The 23,761-nt window shown below is 64.3% G+C and carries 16 protein-coding genes; 5 read left to right on the forward strand and 11 right to left on the reverse strand.

Features of this window, described 5'->3' with window-relative positions; translation table 11 throughout:
- Nucleotides 1-11: 11 nt before the first annotated feature.
- From G473_RS30390 to G473_RS0115010, 6 genes are all read right to left on the reverse strand, one after another.
- Entirely contained in the window at nucleotides 12-527 is a 516-nt protein-coding gene (locus G473_RS30390; protein ID WP_154667422.1) for a hypothetical protein, read from the reverse strand.
- A gap of 150 nt (nucleotides 528-677) precedes the next feature.
- On the reverse strand, nucleotides 678-2,321 hold the full coding sequence (pgi, locus tag G473_RS0114985; protein WP_029013767.1) for a glucose-6-phosphate isomerase: 1,644 nt from the start codon (nucleotides 2,319-2,321) through the stop codon (nucleotides 678-680).
- A 136-nt stretch (nucleotides 2,322-2,457) separates the two neighbouring features.
- Nucleotides 2,458-3,006, reverse strand: a complete 549-nt coding sequence (locus tag G473_RS0114990) for a hypothetical protein (RefSeq protein WP_029013768.1) — start codon at nucleotides 3,004-3,006, stop codon at nucleotides 2,458-2,460.
- Nucleotides 3,003-3,632, reverse strand: a complete 630-nt coding sequence (locus G473_RS0114995; protein WP_029013769.1) for a hypothetical protein — start codon at nucleotides 3,630-3,632, stop codon at nucleotides 3,003-3,005. The genes G473_RS0114990 and G473_RS0114995 overlap by 4 nt, the downstream gene beginning before the upstream one ends.
- Before the next feature lie 324 nt (nucleotides 3,633-3,956).
- The gene (locus tag G473_RS0115000) at nucleotides 3,957-4,691 is read right to left on the reverse strand and encodes an SDR family NAD(P)-dependent oxidoreductase (RefSeq protein WP_029013770.1); all 735 of its coding nucleotides are present in this window, start codon (nucleotides 4,689-4,691) and stop codon (nucleotides 3,957-3,959) included.
- 194 nt (nucleotides 4,692-4,885) lie between these two features.
- Nucleotides 4,886-7,936, reverse strand: coding sequence for an Rne/Rng family ribonuclease (locus G473_RS0115010; RefSeq protein WP_029013771.1), 3,051 nt, complete (start codon nucleotides 7,934-7,936; stop codon nucleotides 4,886-4,888).
- 650 nt (nucleotides 7,937-8,586) lie between these two features.
- Here G473_RS0115010 and G473_RS0115015 point away from each other — a divergent pair.
- Together G473_RS0115015 and G473_RS0115020 are read left to right on the forward strand one after the other, a co-directional pair.
- Nucleotides 8,587-9,813, forward strand: coding sequence for an N-acetylmuramoyl-L-alanine amidase (locus G473_RS0115015; protein ID WP_084438322.1), 1,227 nt, complete (start codon nucleotides 8,587-8,589; stop codon nucleotides 9,811-9,813).
- A 138-nt stretch (nucleotides 9,814-9,951) separates the two neighbouring features.
- On the forward strand, nucleotides 9,952-12,516 hold the full coding sequence (locus tag G473_RS0115020; RefSeq protein ID WP_035707450.1) for a penicillin-binding protein 1A: 2,565 nt from the start codon (nucleotides 9,952-9,954) through the stop codon (nucleotides 12,514-12,516).
- A gap of 341 nt (nucleotides 12,517-12,857) precedes the next feature.
- Here the strand turns inward: G473_RS0115020 and G473_RS0115025 are convergent, their stop codons facing one another.
- Complete coding sequence (locus tag G473_RS0115025; RefSeq protein WP_029013774.1) at nucleotides 12,858-14,279, reverse strand: methyl-accepting chemotaxis protein; 1,422 nt, start codon at nucleotides 14,277-14,279, stop codon at nucleotides 12,858-12,860.
- 287 nt (nucleotides 14,280-14,566) lie between these two features.
- Here G473_RS0115025 and lpdA point away from each other — a divergent pair, with 287 nt between their 5' ends.
- Complete coding sequence (lpdA, locus tag G473_RS0115030; protein WP_029013775.1) at nucleotides 14,567-15,976, forward strand: dihydrolipoyl dehydrogenase; 1,410 nt, start codon at nucleotides 14,567-14,569, stop codon at nucleotides 15,974-15,976.
- An 85-nt stretch (nucleotides 15,977-16,061) separates the two neighbouring features.
- On the opposite strand, the gene G473_RS0115035 is transcribed toward lpdA, so the two are convergent.
- The 4 genes from G473_RS0115035 to fsa form a co-directional block, all read right to left on the reverse strand.
- Nucleotides 16,062-17,312 carry a substrate-binding periplasmic protein gene (locus G473_RS0115035; protein WP_029013776.1) on the reverse strand — a complete coding sequence of 417 codons (1,251 nt, stop codon included), beginning with the start codon at nucleotides 17,310-17,312 and terminating at the stop codon, nucleotides 16,062-16,064.
- Nucleotides 17,313-17,471: 159 nt separating this feature from the next.
- The gene (locus tag G473_RS0115040; RefSeq protein ID WP_029013777.1) at nucleotides 17,472-18,416 is read right to left on the reverse strand and encodes a tyrosine recombinase XerC; all 945 of its coding nucleotides are present in this window, start codon (nucleotides 18,414-18,416) and stop codon (nucleotides 17,472-17,474) included.
- Nucleotides 18,417-18,420: 4 nt separating this feature from the next.
- Nucleotides 18,421-19,137: a DUF484 family protein gene (locus G473_RS0115045; RefSeq protein ID WP_029013778.1), complete on the reverse strand. Its 717-nt coding sequence runs from the start codon at nucleotides 19,135-19,137 to the stop codon at nucleotides 18,421-18,423.
- 33 nt (nucleotides 19,138-19,170) lie between these two features.
- Nucleotides 19,171-19,851: a fructose-6-phosphate aldolase gene (fsa, locus tag G473_RS0115050; protein ID WP_029013779.1), complete on the reverse strand. Its 681-nt coding sequence runs from the start codon at nucleotides 19,849-19,851 to the stop codon at nucleotides 19,171-19,173.
- Nucleotides 19,852-20,113: 262 nt separating this feature from the next.
- Between fsa and G473_RS27140 the strand changes: the two genes are divergently transcribed.
- A complete protein-coding gene (locus G473_RS27140) occupies nucleotides 20,114-21,352 on the forward strand; it encodes a Bcr/CflA family multidrug efflux MFS transporter (protein WP_245580078.1) in 1,239 nt (412 codons plus the stop codon).
- A gap of 55 nt (nucleotides 21,353-21,407) precedes the next feature.
- Nucleotides 21,408-23,678: a primosomal protein N' gene (locus G473_RS0115060; protein WP_084438191.1), complete on the forward strand. Its 2,271-nt coding sequence runs from the start codon at nucleotides 21,408-21,410 to the stop codon at nucleotides 23,676-23,678.
- The last annotated feature ends 83 nt before the right edge of the window (nucleotides 23,679-23,761 follow it).

Here is a 23,761-nt window from a genome sequence, read left to right on the forward strand (position 1 = left end):
TTAGCCACCACTTACCATCCAGACCGTCGCGTTGGCTTAAACCTGAGTTTTTCTGCGACGGCCCGTAAGGACTCCAGCGTCAACTCATCATTCGACAGCACCCAAATGTGACCTATATCCTGAGGCGGCGGTGGTGGCGGAGGCTCTATCGCCGAGTTATCCGATTGTTCTAGCGGGGCTTCCAGGATCATTTGCCCGCGCAGTGACTCAAGTCCGAACTTGTAGCCATCCACTGGCTTTCGTTGCCAACGGACTGGCATCCCATCCATAAGACCTTCACCTACGAAAGCCTCATTATTGGCGACAAAACTTGGCGCCAACCCTAGATAAACCCCAATCAATCCCGGCGAAATCGTACCCTTGTCCTCGGCGTAGCAAACATAAAAATCAGGGCCGCGCTTGAGAGACCAAGAGAGTCCGCTTTCAGATGGAAGGACAGGGCATATAGCGTCTGCTTCAACAGCGGCATAGGCTGTTGTGCCCCATGCCATTGCAATCAAAGCAGCAACTCCAAGCAAGGCCTTCATAAAGCACCTATATAGCTATGCCCGCTGGATCAACTCCTGCCAACGTACCAAAGCGTCGCCAACAGATACTTCCATGGCTGCCTCCCATCCTGTCCCCGATGATGGATCAGGGACAGGGGGTTTACAAGGCTACGCAGTCCGCCGGGAAGCTCACCCCACCTTGCCCGCATTGGCCACGGCGATCAGGCCCTTGGTGCTGGCATCATGGTCCTTGGCAGCCTCGCCCTCCAACTCGGGCAGGATCACCTTGGCCAGTTGCTTGCCCAGCTCAACGCCCCATTGGTCGAAGCTGTTGATGTTCCAGATGATGCCCTGGACAAACACCTTGTGCTCGTAAAGGGCGATCAGCATGCCCAGCCGGTGCGGGTCCATCGCATCCACCAGAATGGTGTTGGTGGGGCGGTTGCCGGTGAAAATCTTGTGCGGCAGCAAGGCTTCCAGGGCGTCGCCTTCCTTGCCTTCCTTCACCAGTTCGGCCCGCACCTCATCGCCATTCTTGCCGCGCATCAGCGCTTCGGTCTGGGCGAAGGTGTTGGACAGCAGCATGGCATGGTGGCGCCCCACCGGGTTCTGCGAGGCCACGGGCGCGATAAAATCGCACGGGATCAGGTGGGTGCCCTGGTGGATCAACTGATAGAAGGCGTGCTGGCCATTGGTCCCCGGCTCCCCGAAAATGATCGGGCCGGTGGTGTAATCCACCGGGTTGCCCTGGCGGTCCACCGACTTGCCGTTGCTCTCCATATCCAACTGCTGCAGGTATGCCGGCAGGCGGGCCAGATACTGGTCATAAGGCAGCACGGCATGGGCCGATGCACCCCAGAAATTGCCGTACCACACGCCCAGCAGGCCCAGGACCACCGGCATGTTCTGCGCCAGGGGGGCGGTGCGGAAATGTTCATCCATGGCATGGGCGCCGGCCAGCAATTCGCCGAACTTCTCCGGCCCCACCATCAGGGCGATGGGCAGGCCAATGGCTGACCACAGGCTGTAACGACCGCCCACCCAGTCCCAGAAACCAAACATATTGTCGGTATCAATGCCGAATTTCGCCACCTCGCCGGCATTGGTGGACAGGGCCACGAAATGCTTGGCCACATCGGCTTCCGTCCCGCCATTGGCCAGGAACCAGTCCCGCGCCGTATGGGCATTGGCGAGCGTTTCCTGGGTGGTGAAGGTCTTGGACGCGATGATGAACAGGGTGGTGGCCGGGTCCACCTTCTTCAGCACTTCCGCGATATGGGTGCCATCAACATTGGAGACGAAATGGGCGGCCAGATGCGGATGGTGCCAGGGCGTCAGCGCCTGTGTCACCATTACCGGGCCCAGATCGGACCCGCCAATGCCGATATTGACGATATCGGTGATGGGCTGGTCGCTGAAGCCGCGCCATTCCCCGTCGCGCACCTTATGACAGAAGGCATACATGCGGGCCAGAACGCCCTGTACATCGGGCATCACATCCTGGCCATCCACCAGGACCGGCCGGTCGGCACGGTTGCGCAGGGCCACATGCAGGACGGCGCGATCTTCGGTGATGTTGATCTTTTCACCGGCGAACATGGCATCGCGCATGGCTTCAACATTCTGCTGGCGGGCCAGATCGACCAGCAATGCCATCGTCTCATCGGTGATGCGGTTCTTGGCATAGTCCAGCAGCATGCCGTCGAAACCCACCTTGTACCGGTCGAACCGTCCCGTATCGGCGGCGAACAGGTCGCGCATGCTGGTGCCTTCCAGGGCGGCACGATGGGCAGCAAGCGCCTTCCAGGCGGGGGATTGGGTCAAGGCGGACATTGAAGCATCCTTCTCCGGCGGGGGCCGATGGCAAAGCAGACCAAATTGATACCACGATGCGCGCCGTCTACAAGCATCATGTAACGGAAAGACCCTATTTTTCGGTTATTTTACAACATTTCATCTGCCCGACAGTTCAATATTCTTCCATATCGCCCTCAACCGCCTGGGGCGGCGACACCCGATATCCCTTATCCTGGTTGAAGCGCATATTGGCTTTGGCGGCGGCCATTTTCTCACTGGCTGCCCAGACCATATAGCGACGGCCGCTGCGCCAGGAGGTGCAGATTTCCGGCGGAGCGTTGCGGGCCAGATTGTTAAAATCGGGATGGGTGATGGTGAACAGGAAGGCCTGATCACCGGTATTCTTGCGTTCATCAAAGACATAAATCTGGGATTCGGTGCGCTTTTCCCGTTCCGCCTGGGCCTCGCCCTCGGCGATGGAACGGTCGAGCACTATCAGTTCAACCTCCATCTGGCGTTCCTCGCGGCGCAGGTCCAGGGTCACCTTAACCTTTTCCCGCAGGACTTTGCTGGCCTGGGCAACCCGGCCCAACTGCGCTTTGCGCAGGCCATGGGCGCGGCGGATACGCTTGGAGATGCTGGTGGTCACCTGCATGGCGACGACACCGCCGGCCAATATTCCGAACCAGAGCGGCAGCAGATCAAAAATGCGCTCCATCATGGGGTGCTGTGTCCTGCTTCGGCTGCCTTCAAACTGGCTTCTTCCAGGGCGCTCAATTCCTCCTCAGCATCGCTTTGTGGCTCTGTGATGCCAGCGATGAAAAAGCCTGTGGCGGGAGGATAGGATTTTTCCGCCATCGCTTTGGCATCGCCGATGGTCGGGGCCCAGATCACCACCTGCTGTGTGCGTGACCAGGCGCGGGACAGGAACGGGTGTTCCTTATGCTCAAACAGGGTGCGCTGCACATGCCGGTTCACCACCTCGGCGATGAATTTGCGGGCCGGTCGCTCCGGTCGCAGGAAGGCATCCTCCTCTCCCAGCACACGCATAAGCCGGGATCGGGCGATCTTCAGATCGTTCAGTTTTTTGGTGATCATATATTGGCGGCGGCGGGCCGATTTTACCTGCGCGTCCAGCTTCACCAGCCGGGGCAGCATACTGTCCTTGCGGGCCTGGAAGCGCTGGGCCAGCAGATTAAGGCGCATCAGCCGGCCATCCAGCCCTTCCCCCTCCAGCCGGCGTCGCAAAGCGCTTTCCATACTATGGGAGATCGCCATGCCCACCAGATAGGACAGGCCGCCGATAATGGCGAACACAATGGCGGCTTCGACCAGTTTTTCCAGCATGTCTGTTCCGGCACCGGCTTCTTGGACGGCACAGCGCCCTTTTCAAAAGGGATTATAGGGCCAAGTGCACCCGCGGCGAAAGCCCGCCCCGCCCTGACCCCGCGATCATAAGGGCGAGAGACCAAGAAAAACCCGCCATCCGGGGGCGGATGGCGGGTCAGGTGCGGTTATTGGCGCCGGACGGGGAAGAAGGGGTAGGGGGGACCCATCCGGCCACTGAGCGGGGAACGATCAGTGGCTTGACTTTGCCCCAGGCCACCTGGGCTCGCTGTGACCCCCATCACCAGCATGTGCGCTTTTTTCTACGCCCTTCCGGATAGGCCGTTACGCGGTCGCCAAGTCGATCAGTTCACCATGCAGGGCGCAGGCCGGGACGACAAATTCCACCAGGGCGCGGGCAATGTCCGCGGGATCGCCCTGGGTGGCTGTGTCCTCGCCGGGAAAGGCCTTGGCGCGCAGGCCGGTGCGGGCGGGCCCCGGATCGACCATGTTGATACGCAGGCTGGTGTTCAGCGTTTCCGCCGCCCAGGTCCGCCCCATCATGTCGGCAGCCGCCTTGGCGGCAGCATAGGCGCTCCAATAGGCGGTGGGCTGCCGGCCCACACGGTCGGTCAACAGCAGGGCACGACCGGCATCGGACCGGCGCAGCAGCGGGTCGGTGGTGCGGATCAGGCGCATCAGGGCGGCGACGCTGACCCCGAAGACCCGCTCCCAATCCTTGGGATCGGAATGGGCGATGGGGCCCAGCGTGCCGAGCTGCGCGGCGGCATGGACCAGAATGTCCAGCCGGCCGAACCGCTCATAAAGGGCGGGGCCCAGCGCATCCAGCTTGGCACCATCGGCCAGGTCCTGGGGGATCAGGGTCGCAGCGCCGCCGGCAGCCCGGATACGATCGTCCAGTTCTTCCAGGCCGCCGACGGTCCGGGCGACCAGCACGACATGGGCGCCCTCGGCGGCCAGTTGCTCGGCCGTGGCGGCACCGATCCCGCGTGACGCGCCGGTGATCAGGGCAACACGGCCCGCCAGACGGCCGGTGGGGGAGGGGGAGACGCTACTCATATCGGTCCCTGTCAGCGAAGGGGGGAATGGTGGGTTGCTTAGCGCATTCGGCCCAGCCGGGAAAGCATCCCGGCATCAATCAAGGGCTGCCTTTGGCGTGGCACGGCGCCGCGGAGGCTTGTTACGGGTACGTAATGAAAAAGGGGAAGGACGTTATTGCCCTTCCCCTTATCATTTCGGTTCAGGAATGAACCTTAGCCCTTGCGGCTCCACCAACCCCGCTTGGCTTTGACTTCGCCTTCGGCGGCGGGTGCGGGTGCGGGTACGGGTTCTGCGACCGGGGCCACCACAACCGGTTCGGCGACAGGTGCCGTCTCGGTCACGGCTGCTTCGGCAGCCGGTTCAGCAACCTTTTTGCGGCTGCGGGTGGGGCGCTTCTTCGGCTTTGCCTCTTCAGCCACCGGTTCGGCTTCCACGGCCGGGGCGACCACAACCGGTTCGGCGACGGGTGCCGTCTCGGTCACGGCTGCCTCGGCGGCCGGTTCCGCAACCTTTTTGCGGCTGCGGGTGGGACGCTTCTTCGGCTTTGCCTCTTCAGCCACCGGTTCGGCTTCCACGACCGGGGTCACCACGACCGGTTCGGCGATGGGTGCCGTCTCGGTCACGGCTGCCTCGGCGGCCGGTTCAGCAACCTTTTTGCGGCTGCGGGTGGGGCGCTTCTTCGGCTTAGCCTCTTCGGCTACCGGTTCGGCGGCTTCCACAACCGGTTCGCTCACCAGTTCCACCGGTGCATCGGCGGCAATGGCCGGCTCAGCCACCGGGGTGGCCTCGACCGGGGCTTCTGCGGCGACAGGCTCGGCGGCGGCCGGCTCTGCCTCGTCGCTCCCGTCATCACCTTCAGCCTCGCCTTCAGTGGCCTCCAGATCGGACATGCCCTCTTCACCGCGACGGCCACGGCGACGGCCACCACGCTTGCCACGACGGCGCTTCTTCTGCGCGTTTTCGTCGTCGCCATTGGTCGCGTCGGGGGCAGCATCCGTTTCGGAGCTTTCGTCAGCGACGGTGGCTTCTTCGGTCACGACACCATCGGCAGAGGCTTCCACCTCACCTTCGTCCGCATCCTCTTCGCCGGCCTCGCCATTGCCCTCGGGGCCAAAGCCTTCGCCCCGCTCACCCCGGCGGCGACGGCGACGACGGCGACGGCGATCCCGATCGCCATTGCTTTCGCCACGGGCGGCCTGCGGGGCGGTGGTTTCCACCGTCTCTTCGGCTTCCTCGGCGGCAATCGCTTCCTCGGCAACCTCGACCTCTTCGGTCTCCATCTGGCGTTCGGTCTGGGCGAATACGCGATCCGCGCTGACGGGTGCCACCGCGGCTTCATCAGCAGCCGTGCGGGCACGCAGACGCTCCAGCCGGTGGTCGGTACCGGTCAGATGATCATCGGCTTGCAGGTAGACGCGCAAGCCATGGCGCCGTTCAATATCGGCCAGCGCTTCACGCTTGTGGTTCAGGATATAGAGCGTGACATGGGTGGCGCAGGTGACGGTGATTTCCGCCGAACGCTTGCGGATACCCTCTTCCTCCACGGCGCGCAGCACGGCGAGCGCCGCGCTTTCCTGGCTGCGGATCAGGCCGGTGCCCTGGCAGTGCGGGCAGCGTTCGAAATTGATCTCCTGCAGGCTGGGACGCAGGCGCTGACGCGACAGTTCCAGCAGGCCGAAGGCGGAGATGCGACCCAACTGGATGCGGGCGCGGTCGGCCTTCATCGCATCCTTCAGGCGCTTTTCGACGGCCGCGTTGTTGCGGCTATCTTCCATATCGATGAAGTCGATGACGATCAGGCCGGCCAGGTCGCGCAGACGCAACTGGCGGGCCACCTCTTCGGCGGCTTCCAGGTTGGTGCGCAGCGCCGTCTCCTCGATATTCCGTTCCTTGGTGGAGCGGCCGGAATTGACGTCGATGGCGACCAGCGCTTCGGTCTGGTTGATGACGATATAACCGCCGGACTTCAACTGGACGATGGGGTTGAACATCGTCTCGATGGCGCCCTCCACCTGGAACCGGTGGAACAGCGGGATGCCCTCATCCTGGTAAAGCTGAATTTTCTTGGCGTGGCTGGGCATCAGCATCCGCATGAAATCCTTGGCGGTGCGGTGGCCCTGCTCGCCCTCGACATAAACCTCGTCGATATCGCTGGAATAAAGATCGCGGATGGTGCGCTTGATGAGGTTGGCCTCTTCATAGATCAGCGCCGGGGCGACGGATTGCAGCGTCGTTTCCCGGATGCTGTCCCACAGACGCATCAGATATTCCAGATCGCGCCGGATTTCCGGCTTCGACCGTTCGATCCCGGCGGTGCGCAGGATGACGGACATGCCCGACGGCACGTCGAAATCCTCCAGCATTTCCTTCAGGCGCTTGCGATCAGCCGGGTTGGTGATCTTGCGGGAGATGCCACCACCGCGGGGGGTGTTGGGCATCAGCACCGCATAACGGCCGGGCAGCGACAGGAAGGTGGTCAGGGCAGCGCCCTTGTTGCCGCGCTCTTCCTTCGTCACCTGCACCAGCAGGATCTGCTTGCGCTTGATGACTTCCTGGATCTTGTAGCTTTTCAGCGGGCGGCGACGGGCCGGGCGGCTCTCTTCGCTTTCCAGCTCTTCTTCCACCAGATCGGCATCATCCTGCTGGACCTGGGTCTGCTGAGTCGGCGGCGGACCCCGGCGGCGGCGGCCGCGCCGTTCATCCCCCCGGCCATTGCTGTGGGTGAAGGGGGAGCCAGCGGCACCATTCTCGCCTGCCTCGGCGGTCGGGTCGCTATTGTCGCTGGTTTCGCCATCGGCATCGCCGATAAAGGCCGGCACAGAGCCAGCGCCATTGGCCTCATCCACCTCAATCGGGGCGGGGGCGGCACCGCCCACATCCTCCGGGGCAGCCGGCGGCGGGGCCTGTTCAATCGGCACTTCGCCGTCGGTTTCAGCTTCCGCGCGTTCCATCGCGCGGGCTTCCCGCTCTTCCGCCAGTTCCTGCTGTTCGCGCAGCAGGGCTTCACGGTCGGCGACCGGGATGCGGTAATAATCGGGATGGATTTCGGAGAAGGCGAGGAAACCGTGACGGTTGCCGCCATATTCGACGAAGGCCGCCTGGAGCGACGGCTCCACCCGGATCACCCGGGCGAGATAGATATTGCCCTTGAGTTGCTTCCTGGAGGCGATCTCGAAATCAAGCTCTTCCAGGCGGTTACCATTGACCACGACGACCCGGGTTTCTTCCGGATGCGTGGCATCGACAAGCATACGCTTGGCCATATGTCTTCCCCGTGGCATAAGCGCCGCCCGCCCGTGCGACGGGACGGAGGGCGACGACCTGCCACCATATTGGTGCGAGGCACACAGGAAAGGGCGGTACGCGGCGTCGAACAGCGCTGCCCGGAATTGGGAAGCAGCCAGGACGCAATCCCGACCTTTGCCGGGTCTTGCTCCGGTTAACCGGAGCAAGGCCAGCCTCAAGGTTTCCACAGCACCACGTCCCGCCGGGACAATCCCGAAGGCGTCACGATCATCGGGGGCGACGGCGACAAAGCAAAAGCCGGCAGCACGGGTCCCGAAGCGCGACGCCGAAGCCCGGTGCAGGACCTGGGCAGGACGCGGTTGTCGCAAGCGACACCATAAACATTCCCGGCCCCCTTCTACAATGGAAGATTTGTACAGGGCCATGCCGTGATGTGTGTTTTCCATCCCACGGTCGGATTGAGATTCGCCGCAGATGAAGCGATTTCTCATCATCGCCGTTGAAGTGCCTGATTTTCCGTGCCTATAACGGATCAGACGATCCCGTCGGTCCATGGGGGAGGGGAGCGGAGCGCGTGCGGCGTTCTTGTCAGCCAGCATTTGCAGTCCCCATCCGTGCCTGGCGCGCCTTTTTGGCGTTGCTGGCATGGCTGCTTGCGTGCGCGCTGATGCCGGCCCTTGCGGGCGCGCAGCCGGTGCAAACCGCGGCCATCCAGGCCCCGCCATTGCCTGTCCCGGCCCAGGTGCTGGATGCAAGGCTGGGTGTGCATCCCGACAAAACCCGCTTCGTCATGGAACTGACGGAGGCTGTGGCCTTCCGTGTGGAACCGCAGGCCAGCCCGGCCAGCGTCGTGGTGGAACTGGGCAATGCCCGCTGGGCCGGTGGCATCCTGCCGGGGCGGGGGCTGGTGTCCGCCATCGCGTCGGAGATGGTGACGGCGGATCGGCTGCGGCTGGTGCTGGCCACCACCGTGCCGGTGCGCATCGCCTGGGCAGAAGTGATCCCGCCGCGCGATGGCAAGCCACCACGCTTCATCCTGGACCTGGAACCTTCTGCCGGGGCGGCTGCCGACCGCCGGGCGGTGGGGAGTCTTTCCCCGCTGCCGGGTACCGGCGGGACCAGTGCGGCCACCGTTGCCGCCTCCCTGGCATCGGCGCCCAGGCCGCCGATTCCCCCCAAGGAGCGGCCCAAGGCACCGGAATTGCCGCTGATCGTGCTGGATGCCGGCCATGGCGGGCAGGATCCCGGCGCCATCGGCGTCAATGGCATCCATGAAAAGGATGTGACCCTGGCCATGGCGCGGGAATTGCGGCGCCAGCTATTGGCAACGGGCCGGTACCGCGTGGTGATGACGCGGGACAAGGATGTGTTCCTGCCGCTGCGTGATCGGGCAGCCGTGGCGCGGTCCAATGACGCGCATCTTTTCATATCCCTTCATGCCGACAGCATGTCGTCCAGGAAAGTGCGCGGCCTGTCGGTCTATACCCTGTCGGACAAGGCGTCGGACCGTGAGGCAGAAATGCTGGCCCAGCGCGAAAACAAGGCGGATGCGGCCGGCGGGCTGAACCTGAAGACCCAGAGTGCAGAGGTCGCCAATATCCTGATCAGCCTGTCGCAGCGGGAAAAGATGAACCAGTCCCGCCGCTTCGCCGGTCTGGTGGTTTCCAGCCTGGACAAGAATATCGCGGTTCTGCCATCGCCCCTGCGTTCCGCCGGCTTTGGCGTGCTGACGGCGCCGGATGTCCCGTCTGTCCTGGTGGAGATGGGCTATCTCTCCCATGCCCAGGATGCGTCCCTTCTGAACAATGCCACCCATCGCCGCCGCATGGCTGCTTCTCTCGTGCGTGCCGTGGATGGCTACTTTTCGCCGGGCGCGGGGCGGAAGCGGTCATGACCGCGACATAATCCGCCGGACATTGATACATTAAGTGCGGTAGACGGCGGGCCGAATGCGCGGCACCGCTGTTCTGTTGCTATCTGGGGCAAATTGGACCGGTGCCGCATCAAAGGCGCCGGGCGGACGGGTTGAACGATGAATCGCGTGGCGAAGGGGATCCTGCTGGGCGGCGTGGCGCTGGCCACGGTGGCAATTGGTGCGGGTGTCGGCGTTGGTGTGCTGGGCTATATGCATTACAGCCAGGGACTGCCCGACCATACGCAGCTTGCTAATTACACGCCCTCGGTGGCCACCCGCGTCCATGCTGGCGATGGCCGTCTGGTGGCGGAATTCGCCAGTGAACGCCGCGTCTTCGTGCCCATTGCTGCCGTGCCGTCGCGCGTCGTTCATGCGTTTGTGTCGGCCGAGGATCAGAATTTCTTCAGCCATCATGGTGTGGACTGGCTGGCCGTGGTGCGCGCCCAGCTTCAGAACCTCAAGAATATCGGGTCCGGCCGGCGGCCCATCGGCGCGTCCACCATCACCCAGCAGGTGACGCGTATCTTCCTGCTGTCCAACGAAGTCTCCTATGTCCGCAAGATCAAGGAAGCGATCCTGGCCAACCGCATCGAAGATGCGATGACCAAGGACCAGATCCTTGAAATCTATATGAACGAGATTTTCCTGGGCAACCGCGCCTATGGCGTGGGGGCGGCGGCGCTCAACTATTTCAACAAGTCGCTGGATGAATTGACCGTGGCCGAGGCGGCCTTCCTGGCCAGCCTGCCCAAGGCGCCGGACCGCTATTACCGCGAACGTCATCGCGACGCGGCCATCGCCCGGCGCAACTATGTCATCGGCCGCATGCAGGATGATGGCTATATCAGCCGTGAAGAGGCCGATGCCGCCAGGGCCGAGCCGCTGACCTTCGCCGATCGCAGCGGTGATGAGCAGGTCCGTGCCGATTACTTCATCGAGGAAGTGCGCCGCGAACTGGCCAAGCTCTATGGCGAGCAGACGCTTTATGCCGGCGGACTGTCCGTCCGCACCACGCTGGACCCGCATCTTCAGGCTGCCGCGTCCACCGCGCTGCGCCAGGGCTTGATGGCCTATGACCGGCGTGATGGCTGGCGCGGCCCCATCGCCCATCTGGACAGCCTGGATGGCTGGCAGGAAAAGCTGGACGAGGTGCGCATCCCCCCCGGCGGGGAGGAATGGGATGTGGCCGTGGTGCAGGGCACCGGGGCCGATGCGGTTTCCGTCACCCTGGCGGATGGCCGGGAGGGCACGATCCCGCTGGCCGAGCTGAAATGGGCCCGCAAGGTGGAAAATGGCCGCTATGTCGGCCCTTCCATCCAGAAAGCCTCTGACGCCCTGTCGCCCGGCGATGTCATCTTTGTGGAGGCGCTGGGCACCAAGGAGGAGAAGAGCGACAAGGGCGGACAGTTCGCCCTGCGCCAGATCCCGGAAGTGCAGGGCGCCCTGGTGGCGATCGACCCGCATACGGGGCGCGTCATGGCCATGTCAGGTGGGTTCAGCGCCCGGATCAGCGTGTTCAACCGCGCGACCCAGGCGATGCGCCAGCCCGGTTCCGCCTTCAAGCCCTTCGTCTATCTGACGGCTTTGGACCATGGGTTCACGCCCAGCACCCTGGTGCTGGATGCGCCCATCGCCCTGGACCAGGGGCCCGGCCTGCCGAAATGGAAGCCCAACAATTACAGCGACAAATTCTATGGCCCCACGCCGCTGCGCGTCGGGATCGAGAAGTCGCGCAATGTCATGACCGTGCGTCTGGCCCAATATGTGGGGATGGAGCCGATAGCCGAAACCGCCCGGCGTTTTGGCATCACCGATAATCTGCCCCATCAGCTTGCCATGTCGTTGGGGGCGGGGGAAACGACGGTGCTGCGCCTGACCACGGCTTACGCCATGCTGGTCAATGGCGGCCGCAAGATCGAGCCCAGCTTCATCGACCGGGTGCAGGACCGGAACGGCAAGACCGTTTATCGGCATGATCAGCGTGATTGCGTCGGCTGCCAGATGCCGCTGGAAGCGGTGGCCGCCCCGCCGGAAAATGGCACCATCCCTGTGCCCCAGGTGATGCCTGCCGCCGCAACCGGCGCCCTGCCGGTGGCCCCGCCGCTGCCTGATCCCAACACCGTCCCCGTCGTTCCCGATGACCGCGAGCAGGTGGATGATCCGCGTACCGTCTATCAGGTCGTCTCCATGCTGGAAGGTGTGGTTCAGCGGGGTACAGCCGCCCGGCTGAAGGAAATTGGCAAGCCGGTGGCCGGCAAGACAGGCACCACCAACGATTCGATGGATGCCTGGTTCGTCGGCTTTTCCCCCGATCTGGCCGTGGGTGTCTTTGTCGGTTATGACCAGCCGCGCTCCCTCGGCGACCGGGAAACCGGCTCCTCCATCGCGGTGCCGATCTTCAAGGATTTCATGAGCGTGGCCTTGAAGGACCAGCCGGCCACGCCCTTCCGTATCCCGCCCGGCCTGCAACTGATGCGGGTCAACCCGGAGAATGGCCGCGCTGTGCCGCCGGGCACCCCCGGCGCCATCTGGGAGGGCTTCATTCCGGGCACGGAGCCGACCAGCGGGCAGGGCGTGCTGGATGGTGGTGACGGGGGCGCCAGTTTTGTTTCCGGCGGCCAGCCGGGCGCAGCCCCCCCGCCGCCGCCTTCCATCGGGACCGGCACCGGCGGGGTTTACTGATCCGGGAGATTTCGTGCTCCCCCACTCGCCGGGACGGGCGCATCCGCGCCCTAGAGCCGTGTGCGTTTAATCGGAAACGCACACGGCTCTAGGGCCTTGTTCAGCGAGCAGATTCACGCTCCAAAGCGATTCCGCTTTTCCGCGATCTGCCCTAGAGTTTGTCAGGGTTAGGTTGGATCAACCTACACCGTCACCCATGCTGCGGCCGGGGTCCAGGCTCACAAGCGCATTGCTCTACGAAACTGGACCCCGGCCTGCGCCGGGGTGACGGTGGTGAGAACCATTTCTGATTTCAACTAAACCTGACAGACTCTAGGCGGATTGGTATCGAGCGCCCCCCATCACACCTGATAGGCCAGCCGCAGGCCGCCCCAGTGGCGGCCGGCAACGGTGATGGGGGCGGAGCAATCCTTCATCAACGCGAATCGGCCATTGCCCATGTCGCGACGATAGGCCTGTAACAGAAAGGGCCTTGTGTTGCGGCCGGCGGCCAGCCCCACCCGGTCATTGAAGATGCGGCGGTTGCGGCAGTTGGCGCCGTTCCAGGCCGGGTCGCCGGGCCGTTGGGGCTGGCTGAATTTCTTGTTGTGCGTGGGCAGATAGCCGTTGCGGTCCACCGCCGCGCAGAACACCACCTTGTCCGACAGGCCCAGGGCCGCCTCCTGCACCTCCGGCAGCAGCCGGTCGGTCAGGGTGGTGAAGCGGGCCATGTGCTGTTGCGGGTCACTGCCGGCAATGGGCGCGTAATGCTCGTCAAACAGGTCGGCTAGCTGGATCGTGCCATCGGCCAGCGCCCGCTCAAAAGCAGCACTGATCCGCGCGGCCCCTTCCTGCACGGTGCGGATATAGGGTGTGTCGACCGTCTCCACATCCAGTTCCGCCGTATTGCCGATCAGCTTTTCCGACAGGCTCAACAGGCTGTTCAGCCGTTCGCTGGCCTGGGTCAGGGAACGGCTGGAATTTGCCACCCCGCCGGCCAGCCCGCCGATGCGGCTATCCACCGCGCCGATGGATCGGCCGATGGCGTTGGCGGCCTCGTCGATCTGCTCCTGCTCCCCGTCCACCTCGCCCATCGCGTCGGCCAGACTGCGCATCACCTGGCCGATCTGGTTGGTTTCGCTGCGCACGCTGCCGGCCTTGGCCACACCGGCGGCGCTGCGTGTGGAAAGGGCTTTTACCTGGGCGGTCAGGTCGCGCAGGGTGGCGTCGATCTCCTGCGTCGCTTCTGCGGTCTTATTCGCCAGGGCCTTGACCTCTGTGGCCACCACGGCGAAACCGCGCCCGGCATCGCCGGCACGCGCCGCCTCGATGGTGGCATTAAGGGCCAGAAGGTTGGTCTGTTTGGCGATGGTATTGATCTCGCCGGCCACCCGGCCCACCCGGTTCAGCGCTTCGGTCAGGCCGGCAAGCTGCTGTTCGATCCCGGTTACATCCTCGGCAAGGGCGCGGATTTCCCCCAGCGCATGTTCGACCTGTTCGCGGCTGGCCACGGCCTCCCGCCGGGCCTTGGCGGTCACGTCGCGCGCCTTGGCCGTGGCGGCCGTCACCCGCGCATTGCCGGTGGCCATTTCATGCGCTTCCTGTTTCAGCGCCTCGAAAATATGGGCCTGTTCGGATACCCGGCCGCTGACATCATCCACATGGCCGGCAATATCCGCGATGGTGACGCCCAGGGTGCCGATCTCACGGGCAAGCTCCGCGATTGCGGCATTGGTGCGATGGGCCTTGGTGCCGGAATCATTCCAGCTATGGGCGTGATCCATTGTACCTCCCGATGGCCGCGGGGATTTGGATCTATCCCCGCTTGCGACTTTTGTTTGTCATTTTTCATTAAAGGTGAACGCTCGCCTGCCGCGAAGCTATAGGCCTTTGGTCGATTTTTCCGCGATACACCCCCGTTCCCGACCTTGTCACCGCCAAGCCATGCCGGATGGCGGCAGCAGGCCCAACGGTCGGGCGGTGGACAGCGGCCCCGTGGCTTGCCATAACGGGCACAGCCTGAAGAAACGCCCCTGGACGGGCGCCCAACATTGAATGGATGGTCATTCCCATGGCGGACACGCAATTCGATCTCGTCGTCATTGGTGCCGGTCCCGGCGGTTATGTTGCCGCCATCCGCGCGGCGCAGCTTGGCATGCGCGTGGCGTGCGTGGAAATGCGCAAGACTCTCGGCGGCACCTGCCTGAATGTCGGCTGTATCCCGTCCAAGGCCCTGCTGGTCGCGTCGGAAAAGTATAACGAGGCCCAGCATCACCTGGCCTCCTTCGGCGTGAAGGTGTCCGGGGTCGAGCTGGATTATGCCGGCCTGATGAAGCACAAGGACGAGGTGGTGAAGTCCAACGTCACGGGCGTGGATTTCCTGTTCAAGAAGAACAAGGTCACCCGCATCCTCGGCAAGGGTTCCATCAAGGCCCAAGGCGTGGTCCTGGTGACCAAGGAAGATGGCGCCACTGAGGAAGTGACCGCCAAGAACATCCTGATCGCTACCGGTTCCGATGTGATGCCGCTGCCCGGCGTCACCATCGACGAGAAGCGGATCGTCTCCTCCACCGGCGCGCTGGTGCTGGAGAAGGTGCCGGGCCGCATGGTGGTCATCGGCGGTGGCGTGATCGGTCTGGAACTGGGCTCGGTCTATCAGCGCCTGGGCGCCAAGGTTACCGTGATCGAATATCTGGACCGCATCCTGCCGACCATGGATGGCGAGGTCTCCAAGCAGTCCCAGCGCATTTTCGGCAAGCAGGGGATTGAGTTCAAGCTGTCCACCAAGGTGACGGGCGCCACCGTCGAAGGTGAGACCGTGAAGCTGACGGTGGAGCCGGCCAAGGGCGGCAATGCGGAGACGATCGAGGCCGATATCGTGCTGGTCGCCATCGGTCGCCGTCCCTACACGGAAGGGCTGGGCCTGGAAGCCGTGGGCGTGGAACTGGATGAGCGCCGCCGCGTCAAGACCGACCATCATTTCCGCACCAATGTGGCGGGCATCTGGGCCATCGGTGACGTGATCGCCGGCCAGATGCTGGCCCACAAGGCGGAAGAAGAGGGCGTGGTCGCCGCCGAGGTGATGGCGGGCCAGTCCGGGCATGTGAATTACGACGCCATCCCCGGCGTTGTTTACACCTGGCCGGAAATCGCCACCGTCGGCAAGACGGAAGAGCAGTTGAAGGCCGAAGGCGTCGCCTACAAGGCCGGCAAGTTCCCGTTCACCGCCAATGGCCGCGCCCGTTCCATGAACGCGACCGATGGCTTCGTGAAGATCCTGGCCGATGCCAAGACGGACAAGATCCTGGGTGCCCATATCATCGGCGCTTCCGCCGGCGAGATGATCGAGGAACTGTGCCTGGCCGTGGAGTTCGGCGCCTCCTCGGAAGATGTGGCCCGTACCAGCCATGCCCACCCGACCCTGACCGAGGCGATCAAGGAAGCAGCCCTGGCCGTCGATGGCCGTGCGATCCATATGTGATCTCCACCGTGAGGTGTGGACCGGAAGGTCCGAAGTTCCAGGCGGCGTCGGGTAACCGGCGCCGCCTTTTTCATGGCCGTCCGCTTTAGTTGATCAAGGCATGTTCCACATCCAGCCCGATGGTCAGCCCGCCAATCACCTCTCCGCTGTCGGGATCGGTCACACTCAGGCTGACCTGTACCAGGAACAGGCCGCTGGACTGGTCGAAGGCGATGGTATCGATGAAAAGGGCGTTGGCGCCTTCCGCGACCGTGCGGGTGAATTTGCTTTCATCCCCCTGCCAATAGTCGCTGGGCAGGTGGGCTGCGGCGATGGTGAGGCCACTCCTGTCGAAGGCCATCAACTCTCCCACGATCCCTTTTTCCATCTTCAGCAGGTCGGTCAGGCGTTTGGAGGCGGTGGCCTCGCGCAGACCTTTGAGGATGCTGCCATCACCGGCCTGCAACTGGGCCAGATAGAGCCGGTCCTGTTCCAGCAATTCTGCCTTGGTAAGCCCCGCATGCTGACGGGAACCGCCGGTCATGGCGTCGATCAGTTCCGGGTCGCGGCGCAGTTTTTCCAGGATACGGCGGGCATCGCGCTCCACCTCTGCACGTTCCCGATCGGGGAGCTGGAAGTTGGCAGCGGCACAAGCACCGATTCGGTCATTGAAATCCTTCAGGAAACCGGGTTGTTGCTGCAAAAGCTGAGCGGAGAAATAGACACCCAGCGGGGCATATTTCTGGAAACTGGTTTTTACGTTCTCTGGCGGAATACCGGCTTCTGTCAGGGCCAAGGTCAAACCGGCTTCATCCATCAGGACAGCCTGAAGCCGCCCGCCGGCCAGCATGCGCAGGAGCTGAGTGGCGGAGCGGGCGGAATCATCGGCGGTGAATTGATTGCGCTGCAGCCATTTAAGCTGGTTGGACCCCATCACGGCCCCCACACGGGCATCGGGCCTGCCGGATAGAAGTCCCGTGCTTGTAATCTGGCTATCCGCCGGAATTACCCAGAGCCACCGCTCCAATGCCAGGGGCTGGGACAGGCGGCCATCCGCATCCGGCTCCGATTCCGGCGCGACGGAGAAGAAGCCATCCATGGTGCCCACCCGCACCTGCTCCCGCGCCCGGGGCCAGGGGGCGACTTCCACCTCGTAGGGCACATTCATCGCTTTCATGATGCAATCGAGTGCCTCGGTGGAAGAGCCGCCGAGTTTGCCGTTCACCAGCATCTGATAAGGGGGCGCGATATTGGTGACCAGACGCAGGGGTTTGGCATCTTCAGCCGCCATGGCGGCCAGCGCGGGGCCGAGGGAAAGCGTCAGCAGCGTCACAAAACGCATGATGCCTAAAGCCATATCGGGTGTTTCCCTCAGCAGTAACAGCCTTGCGACTGTCCACAACCAATACCCGTCTAACTTATCGCTCTTGATGCCGTCCTTTTAACCTATCCAGAGGGTGTGCCTTTTCCATCTTGGCACTGAACGCGCTGCTGGATGGAACCACGGGACGAAACGCTACCGCGCCCTGGGATGGGCTTTCTCATACACTTCCAGCAGCTTTTCGGTATCCACGTCGGTATAGCGCTGGGTGGTGGACAGGCTGGCATGGCCCAGCAGATCCTGGATGGCGCGCAAATCCGCCCCAGCGCCCAGCAGATGGGTCGCGAAGCTGTGGCGCAGCGCATGGGGTGTAGCGCTGTCCGGCAGGCCCATGACGGCGCGCAACTGCTGCATGTTCCGCCGCGCGACCGATGCGTTCAGCCGCTCCCCCCGCACCCCCAGGAACAGGGGGGCGCTGTCGGACAGTTTGTAGGGGCAGGCTTCCAGATAGTGGGTCAGGGCCGTATGTACCGCTGCCAGCACCGGCACCTGCCGCTCCTTTGAGCCTTTGCCCAGCACCCGGACGGTGCTGGCGCCCGGCGGCAGATCATTCCGGTTCAGGGCCAACCCTTCGGAAATACGCAGGCCGCAGCCATAAAGCAGGGTGAACAGGGCACGGTCGCGCAGGCCCACCCAGGGCGCGTCATGCTGGTCGGCGGCGGCTTCCAGCAGGCCGGCGGCATCCGGCGCGGTCAGGGGCCGGGGCAGGGGGCGCTTGACCTTGGGACTGCCCAGGATCTGGATGGCGGGGTTATGAACGATCCCGTCCCGGTCCAGCCAGCGGAACAGGTTGCGTACCCCAGCCAGCCCGCGGGCGCGGGTGGCGGCCCCGGCGCCACCGCCGGCGCGTGCCGACAGCCAGGCGCGGAAATCCGCCAGGGTCAGGCGCGACAGGTCGTTCAGCCCCGGCGCCTTGCCGCGATAATCCGTGATGAAGGCCAGGAAACCCTGCAGGTCGGTATTGTAGGACCGCAGCGTGGCGGGCGCGCAGCCCTTCTCCGTCAGCAGCCAGCGCTGCCAGCGGGCAATTGCGTCCAGAAGGTCGGGTTGGGCGGCAAAGCCCAGGCTGGGCGCTGCCATGGCATCAATCCAGATGCTGGTGGATGGTGCGTTCCACCACGCCGGCCAGGAACATCAGCAGGTCGGTCGCCTGTCCGGGATGGAACATGGCCGGTTCCACTGATCCGAAGGCCAGCAGGCCCAGTGTTTCTTCCGTGTCATCGTCGCCAAAGCGCAGGCGGACCAGCGCTTCTGACCGGATCGTGCCGGCCCGGTCGCCCCACAGATCGGCATGACCCTGGATATCGGCCCGCAAGGCCACATCGGCGCGGCCCAGCAGGCGGTTGACGGCGCCCCTGGCAGCCATGGTCACCCCGGCGGGGCCCAGGGAAAGCACATCATCGCTTTGCTGTTCCATCAGCAGGATGGCGGCATCCAGGTCCAGCAGCACGGCCAGATCGGCGGTGATGGTTTCCACCAGCGCTTCCAGGCTGGGGCTGGATAGCATGTGCAGCACGGCGGCATGCACACGGCGCTGGTTCAACAGATTGGCGCGGGTGGCATCGACCAGCAGCTTCTGCTGATCGGTCAGCCGGTTCACATCCCCGCGCAGTCTTTCCAGCAGGAAATCCCGCATATCCACCACGCCGCCGCCATGTTCGGATGGCGGCGGCAGCAGGTGGCGGACCAGATCGGGCCGCCGCGACAGGAAATCCGGATGGTCCTGCAGGAAGGCCGCCACATCGTCGGCCGTCAACTCATCCATGGGATGGGGGACGAGGTTTTCCGGTCCGGATGTCATCGGCGGCCTTTGATCTTGCCTAGCAGATGCCGATTAGTCGCGGACCGGCAGCTTCTGGTCAAGGATGGACTGGCCGGTCTTGGCCCAATCGGCCACAAACTGGGACAGGCCCTTGTCGGTCAGCGGGTGGTGGGCCAACTGGCGGATCACGTTCGGCGGCATGGTGGCGACATGGGCGCCCATGCGGGCCGATTCCACAACATGGATCGGGTTGCGCACGGAAGCCACCAGCACCTCGGTCGTGAAGGCCGGGTAGGCGTTGTAGATTTCCACGATTTCCTGGATCAGGCCCAGGCCGTTCTGGCCGATATCATCCAGGCGACCAACGAAGGGCGACACGAAGGCGGCACCGGCCTTGGCGGCCAGGATGGCCTGGGCGGCGGAGAAGCACAGGGTCACATTGACCATGGTGCCTTCATTGGCCAGGGCGCGGCAGACCTTCAGGCCGGCGGGGGTCAGCGGCACCTTCACGGCCACGTTCGGGGCGATCTTGGACAGGTGCTTGCCTTCGGCCAGCATCGTCTCATAGTCGGTGGCAGCCACTTCGGCGCTTACCGGACCGGAGACGACTTCGCAGATTTCCGCCACCAGATCGATGAAGTTGCGACCGGCCTTGGCGATCAGCGACGGGTTGGTGGTGACGCCATCCAGCAGGCCGGTGGCGGCCAGATCGCGGATTTCGGCGAGGTCGGCGGTATCGACGAAGAACTTCATGGGGATCGTCCTGACGGGCGTGGGGCGGGTGACGGGCCACGCCCGTCGGCTTGGGGCCGGACAATAGCCAAGTGCCGCCAGACCTGCCAGCGTGCCGCAGCCTCCGGCCGGCCATGGGCGCCATGCGGCAGGCGGGCGGCTGCCATGGCGGGGCTGGCCTGCCCGTGCCGGGACGGCAATGTTAATTGTTAGGTCAATTGAAGGGGCAGCTGGGATAGCCGGTTAAAGACCCCATACCCGATCCGTTCGAGAGATTAGCCCCATGCGTAACCGCGACGATGCCGCGGGAGCTTCCGCCATTTCCGCCGGCGGTCAGGCCGTCCCCCCACCCACCGGTCTTCCGCCGGGTGTCAGCATGACGTGGTTCGTCGTGGTGTTGGGCGTGTTGACCATGTTCGGCCCGATGGCGATCGACATGTATCTGCCCGGCCTGCCGGCCATTGGCCGCGACCTGGGGGCCGATCAGGCGACGGTGCAGCTGACCCTGTCCCTGTTCCTCATTGGTTATGGCGTAGCGCAGTTGATGTGGGGGCCGATGGGCGACCGTTTCGGCCGGCGCAAGCCGGCGGCGGCGGGTATCGCCCTGTTCATCATCTCCAGCGCCGGCTGTGCGCTGGCTGGCAATATCTGGGCGCTGGCCGGCTGGCGCATGATGCAGGGCATCGGCGCTTGCGCCGCCCCCGTCCTGGCCCGCGCCATGGTCCGTGACGCCTTTGACCGGGACAAGGGTGCTTCGGTCATGTCGCTGATGATGCTGGTAATGGGGGCGGCGCCGCTGGTGGCCCCGGTGATCGGCGGCCAGATCCTGACGCATGTGGGCTGGCGGGCGATTTTCTGGCTGCTCTGCGGGTTTGGCTTCATTGCCGGCCTGGGTCTGCTGACCTTGCCGGAAACCAAACCCGTTTCATCATCGGGCGGCAACTTGCTGCGTAATTATCTGACCCTGCTGGGGAATCGCCGTTATCTCGGCTATGCCCTGTCGGGGGGCTTCGTCTCTGCCGGCATGTTCGCCTATATCTCCGGCACGCCCTTTATTTATATCGAGTATTTCAAGGTTGCGCCGGAGCATTTCGGCTACCTGTTTGGTGTCAATGTGCTGGCCATGATGATGATGTCCATCGTCAACAGCCGGCTGGTGCTGCGGCTGGGCGTGGACCGGCTGATGATGCTGGGCCTGTTTGCCACGGCGGCAACCGGTCTGGTGCTGCTGACCCTGGCGGTCACCGGCATTGGCGGCATCGTCGGCATCGCCATCCCGCTTTTTTGCTATCTGGGCTGGATGGGGCTGGTGGGGGCGAATGGCATGGCCGGGTCCATGGCTATTTTCCCGCATCTGGCGGGCTCCGCCTCCGCCTTGTCCGGGGCGATGCAGCTTTGCCTGGGGGCGGGGGCTGGCGCCCTTGTGGGGTTGTTGTCCGATGGCACGCCGCTGCCCATGTGCCTGGTGCTGGCCGGTTGCGCCTTGACCGGGCTGGTCATCCATCGCCTGCTGGTGAAGTGACCGCCGGCAATGGTAACAACCGGTCGGGACCAATGATGGTGACCGGGGTAGCTGGGTGACGGACGGGAACGGACAGGGCGATCTTCTGGGCAATGCGGTGCCGGCTGTTGCCGCCGCCGCACCGGTGCGGCGTGTGCGCGTGCTGCTGCCTTTGCCGCTGCCGGAACCCTATGATTACAAGGTGCCGCCCGGCATGGCAGCCCCCCCTGGCACCTATGTGGAAGTGCCGCTGGGCCCGCGCCGCCTGTTCGGTGTGGTCTGGGATGATGCGCCAGACGCCCAGGCCGCGCCCGGCGACCGGGTGGCCGATACCAAGCTGCGCGGCCTCGTCCGAACCTTTGACCTGCCGCCCATGCCGGCGGTGACCCGCCGCTTCATCGAATGGGTGGCCAGCTACACCATGTCGCCCGTGGGGGCGGTGATGCGCATGGCGGTATCCGTTTCCGCCGCGCTGGAGGAGCCGCGGGCCCTGACCGCCTATATGCGGGCCGAGGGGGAGGAGTTGCCGGACGGCCTGCGCCTGACGCCCGCGCGCAAGCGGGTGCTGGAATTGCTGCTGGACGGGCCGCCGCGTCTGGCCGCCGATCTGGCGGCAGAGGCCGGGTGTGGCCCTGCCGTGATCCGCTCGCTCGCCGATGCTGGCGCCCTGATGCCGGTGCCCATGCGGGCTTTACCGCGCTTTCCTGTGCCCGATCCCGCCGCCTCGCCGAAAACCCTGTCGGGGGATCAGCGCATTGCCGCCGATATGCTGACGGCACGGGTGGATGCGGCCGCCTATTCCGCCACCCTGCTGGATGGGGTGACCGGGTCCGGCAAGACGGAGGTCTATTTCGAGGCGGTGGCGGAAGCCTTGCGCAACGGTCGGCAGGTGCTGGTGCTGCTGCCGGAAATCGCCTTGTCGGCGCAATGGCTGGACCGGTTTGCCGGCCGGTTCGGCGTGCGGCCGGCGGAATGGCATTCCGACATGGCGCCACCCTTGCGCCGCCATACCTGGCGGGCCGTGGCCAGCGGGGAGGCGCGTGTGATCGTCGGTGCCCGGTCTGCCCTGTTCCTGCCCTACCCTGATCTGGGCCTGATCGTGGTGGATGAGGAGCATGAGGCCGCCTTCAAGCAGGAGGAGGGGGTTGTCTACCATGCCCGCGACATGGCGGTGGTCCGCGCCCATCTGGGGCAGATCCCCATCGTGCTGGCCAGCGCCACGCCGTCACTGGAAACGCTGACCAATGCGGAAGCCGGGCGCTATGCCCGGATCGACCTGCCGGCCCGCCATGGCGGGGCCTCCATGCCGGATGTCACCCTGATCGACCTGCGCCGGAAAGAGGCGGCACCCCCCGCCCGGCACTGGCTGTCCCCCATCCTGCGCGAAGCGCTGGCGGAGACGATGCTGGCCGGCGAACAGGGGATGCTGTTCCTGAACCGGCGCGGCTATGCGCCCCTGACACTGTGCCGGTCCTGCGGTCACCGGCTGCAATGCCCGCATTGCACCGCCTGGCTGGTGGAACATCGGCTGACGCGGCGGCTGCAATGCCATCATTGCGGCTATAATGCCCATAGCCCGGACCATTGCCCGCAATGCGAAGCGGAAGGCAGCTTCGTCGCTTGCGGTCCTGGCGTGGAGCGGGTGGCGGAGGAGGTGACCAACCTGTTCCCCGAGGCCCGCGTGGCGGTGATGACATCGGACACGCTGGTTGGCCCGCGTGCCATGCAGAATGTCATCGAACAGGTGAAGGCGGGGGAGATCGACCTGTTGATCGGCACCCAGGTCATGGCCAAGGGCCACCATTTCCCGCTGCTGACCCTGGTGGGGGTTGTTGATGCCGATCTGGGGCTGGGCGGCGGCGATCTGCGGGCGGGGGAGCGGACCTTCCAGCTTCTGCACCAGGTGGCGGGCCGCGCCGGGCGTGAAAGCCGGCCAGGCCGGGTGATGCTGCAAACCCATATGCCGGAAAACCCGGTGATGCAGGCACTGGCGGCGCATGATCGCGACAGTTTCCTGGCGCTGGAGGCCGACCAGCGCCGCGCGATGGAAATGCCGCCCTTTGGCCGTATGGCGGCGCTGATCATCTCTGGTGAGGATGAAAGGGCGGTGGACCAGATAGCCTCCCGCCTGGGCCGTACGGCCCCCCGCGCCCGTGAGGATTTAACCATCCTGGGGCCTGCGCCGGCACCGCTGGCGGTGCTGCGCGGCCGTCATCGCCGCCGGATGCTGCTGAAAGGGCCGAAGAATGTGGCGCTTCAGCCCATTCTCGCAGACTGGCTGGCCCAGGTGGAAATCCCGGCATCCGTGCGTGTGCAGGTGGATATCGATCCTTATAGTTTTCTATAAGTCCAGATCATTTTCTAATGAGTGCATATCACGTGTAATTTCGCCAATTGATATTGATGGTGGCATGGCGACCCGATAATTTC

The organism is Niveispirillum irakense DSM 11586 (genome assembly GCF_000429645.1).
Lineage (GTDB): Bacteria > Pseudomonadota > Alphaproteobacteria > Azospirillales > Azospirillaceae > Niveispirillum > Niveispirillum irakense.